3 protein-coding genes are annotated in these 2925 nt (G+C 36.7%); all 3 read right to left on the minus strand.

Going from position 1 to position 2925, the window contains the following annotated elements; all coding sequences use genetic code 11:
- Window positions 1-229: 229 nt before the first annotated feature.
- Window positions 230-634, minus strand: coding sequence for a 30S ribosomal protein S9 (gene rpsI, locus M901_RS03100; protein ID WP_021276716.1), 405 nt, complete (start codon window positions 632-634; stop codon window positions 230-232).
- 14 nt (window positions 635-648) lie between these two features.
- Complete coding sequence (gene rplM / locus M901_RS03105; RefSeq protein WP_021276714.1) at window positions 649-1086, minus strand: 50S ribosomal protein L13; 438 nt, start codon at window positions 1084-1086, stop codon at window positions 649-651.
- Between the two features lie 202 nt (window positions 1087-1288).
- Window positions 1289-2925 (minus strand): outer membrane protein assembly factor (locus tag M901_RS03110; protein ID WP_021276715.1); only part of this gene is annotated, 1637 nt, incomplete at its 5' end.

Here is a 2925-nt window from a genome sequence, read left to right on the forward strand (position 1 = left end):
GACGACTTTCCAGACCCAGAAGGACCACTGAAGCATGTAATTTGATTCATAGGTATATCAACTGAGACATTTTTTAAGTTGTGTGTATTACAGTTTTTGATCGAGATATGCATGCTATCTTTTTACTTTAAAATACATGCTTTTTTAACTGGATTTTGATTAGACTTCGAAGACGAGAATAAAAAAAGCCCGCATATTGCGGGCTCTTTGAATATATAAGTGATATATATTAACGCTTTGAGAATTGGTACTTTGCTCTTGCACCTTTTTGACCAGCTTTTTGTCTTTCAACTTTTCTTGGATCTCTAGTAACAAATCCAGCAGCTTTAAGTTCTGGTCTAGCAGCAGCATCTAATTTAAGAAGTGCTCTAGTAATCCCTAGTCTTGCAGCACCTGCTTGACCAGTTGTTCCACCACCAGTAACGTTGATCTTTAGATCATACTTATCTGAAACCTTTAGTAGGTTTAGTGGTTGATTAACAACGTAACGATCAGTTCCCTTTGGGAAGTAATCTTTAATATCTCTATTGTTTACAGTGATCTTTCCTGAACCACTTCCAATATAAACTCTAGCAACTGAAGATTTTCTTCTTCCTACAGCTTGAGCATCCCAACTTTTACCTTTTGCAGCCATATTCTACCTCTTTCCTAGAACTTATATTCAACTGGTTGTTGAGCTTCATGTGCGTGCTCAGCTCCAGCAAATACTTTAAGCTTTGTTAATTGCTTTCTCCCAAGAGAGTTCTTTGGAAGCATACCTTTAACAGCATTCATAATAATAAGATCTGGTCTCTTTTCAAGCTGCTCTTTTGCAGTTCTTTCTTTTAGACCACCAACATATCCACTGTGCTTGTAGTAAACTTTCTGGTCCCACTTGTTTCCAGTAAATTTAACTTTTTCAGCGTTAACAACTACTACAAAGTCACCAGAGTCAGTATGTGGAGTATACTTTGGGTTACTCTTTCCTCTAAGAACATTAGCGATTTCTGTAGCTAATCTTCCAACAACTTTGTCCGTCGCATCAATAAGGTACCACTTTTTGTCAGCATCAGCAGGTTTCAAAACAAACGATTTTTCAGTGTACATAACAACCTTCTACTAAATATTTATTAATTCAATATTCACAATTATCTTCTAAATAAGACAGATGACGTTTCTTATATAAGATTTTTGGGCCTCTAGTCAAGGGCCAATTCACCCGAAAAACTATAATAATGGAAATCGTGTAAAAATAATAGCTAAAGGTTGAAAATAATTAATTTTTTCCTAGAAATTGAAATTATTGAGCCTAGAATTGTCCAATACTTAGGTGAAAGCGCCCAAATGACTCCCTGCCTCCATTGTCAAATCTTTCTCTATGAAGCTTGACTCCATAGTCGAAATCAAGCGAGCCAACTGGTGTTAAGACTTTGAAGCTCATCCCTGCGGACGTTTTTAAATCAAAGAACCTCACACTATCATTAAATACTCGTCCTGCATCAAAGAATAATGCAATCACAGAGTTATCAGATAAGTAGTATCTCGACTCAAGCTTAAAGTTTACTAAATAGGCCGTATTTCTCACGATAATATCTGAAACATCTGTACCATCTATAAGGACATTACTCTCATCATCAGAGAAACCTCTTAATAAGTCTCGGCCAGATAATCTAAAAACCTTTAGACTTGGAATGAAGCCACGTGTCTTTTGCTCTCCATCACTATCTAAAACAGCATCACCATCTGAGTCAAAGAGACCATCTCTGGCAAAGTTCTTCTCCATTCCCAGAGTTAGGGAGCTGGCCAAGACAATCTTCCCAATTGGGTAATAAAAATAGTTTCTAGCGATGGCCCTATTATAATTTATAGAAAGGTCATCATCGTCCTGAGAAGCAAAATATGGATTTGCAAATTCCCAAGAGAGATTAAACCAAGCACCTTTTGTTGGAGCCGTGGGATCATCTCTGAAATCAAAAGTCATTGATGGCGTGATGGAACCAATCTTAAACCTGTCATCATCTTCTTCTTGAGTTGCATCATATTGACGGATAACATCATATTCATATTCAAGAGAAGCTGTGATCTTGTCAGTAAGCTGTTTTGAAAGTGACGGTGAGATACTTAAAATATCTGCGTCAAAACCAGAGTACCTCTTTCTTTGGTACTTAACTCCAAAATCCCACTCAACAGATGTTCCAAAAAGGTAAGGTTCTATGTACTTAACCTGCGCTAGCCATTCGAGACGATCGTTTTCATCGCGACGCCTTCTATCATCTAAGTAGGAATAACTATTTCTCAAGTTGGTCTGGATTTTTGCGACTAGGCTTCGATTCATCCCAGCAATATTATTGAAAGAAACAGATGAGGAAATCTTATATCCAAGGTCTGTACGGAACCCTGGTGCAATCTCGGCTTTATTAAAGTTTTTTTCCTTCACCTTTATAATGAAGTTTAAGTAAGAAGAGTTCTCATTAATCTTATTTCCAAGAAATGGAGTAATATCAACTCTAGCAAATAGGCCAAGTGTCCTCAAACGCCCAACATACTCATTCATCAACTTAGGAGTAATGAGCTTACCTTTATCTAGTCTAATCTCTCTCTTTACGACAATGTCTTTAGTTTCAAGATTCCCTGTAACAATAAGATCACCAAGAAAAGACTTTCGCCCTAAGTTAAAACTAAGATTAATATTTATTGATTTTGAGGCATTTGATACTTGAATAATCTTCTTAGGGTTCTTTTCCGCATAGGCAGCAAAGTAATAACCTTCATTTCTCACAACTTCCAGAGCCGTTTTCAGATCTTCATCGACAATCGTTACATTAAACTCTTGACCGACTTTACTCTTTAAAGCCTGGTAAACTTTTTCTCTAAGGCTCTTTTCTTGAATTCCTTTGATATTAATTCGACTGACGAGATACTTACTACTTTCAGTAATTTTAAAAG

The organism is Bacteriovorax sp. DB6_IX (assembly GCF_000447775.1).
Taxonomy (GTDB): domain Bacteria; phylum Bdellovibrionota; class Bacteriovoracia; order Bacteriovoracales; family Bacteriovoracaceae; genus Halobacteriovorax_A.

Excerpts from the sequence above, each read along its gene's own strand:
- rpsI (WP_021276716.1), bottom strand. The coding sequence starts at position 634 with ATGGCTGCAAAAGGTAAAAGTTGGGATGCTCAAGCTGTAGGAAGAAGA.
- rplM (WP_021276714.1), bottom strand. The coding sequence starts at position 1,086 with ATGTACACTGAAAAATCGTTTGTTTTGAAACCTGCTGATGCTGACAAA.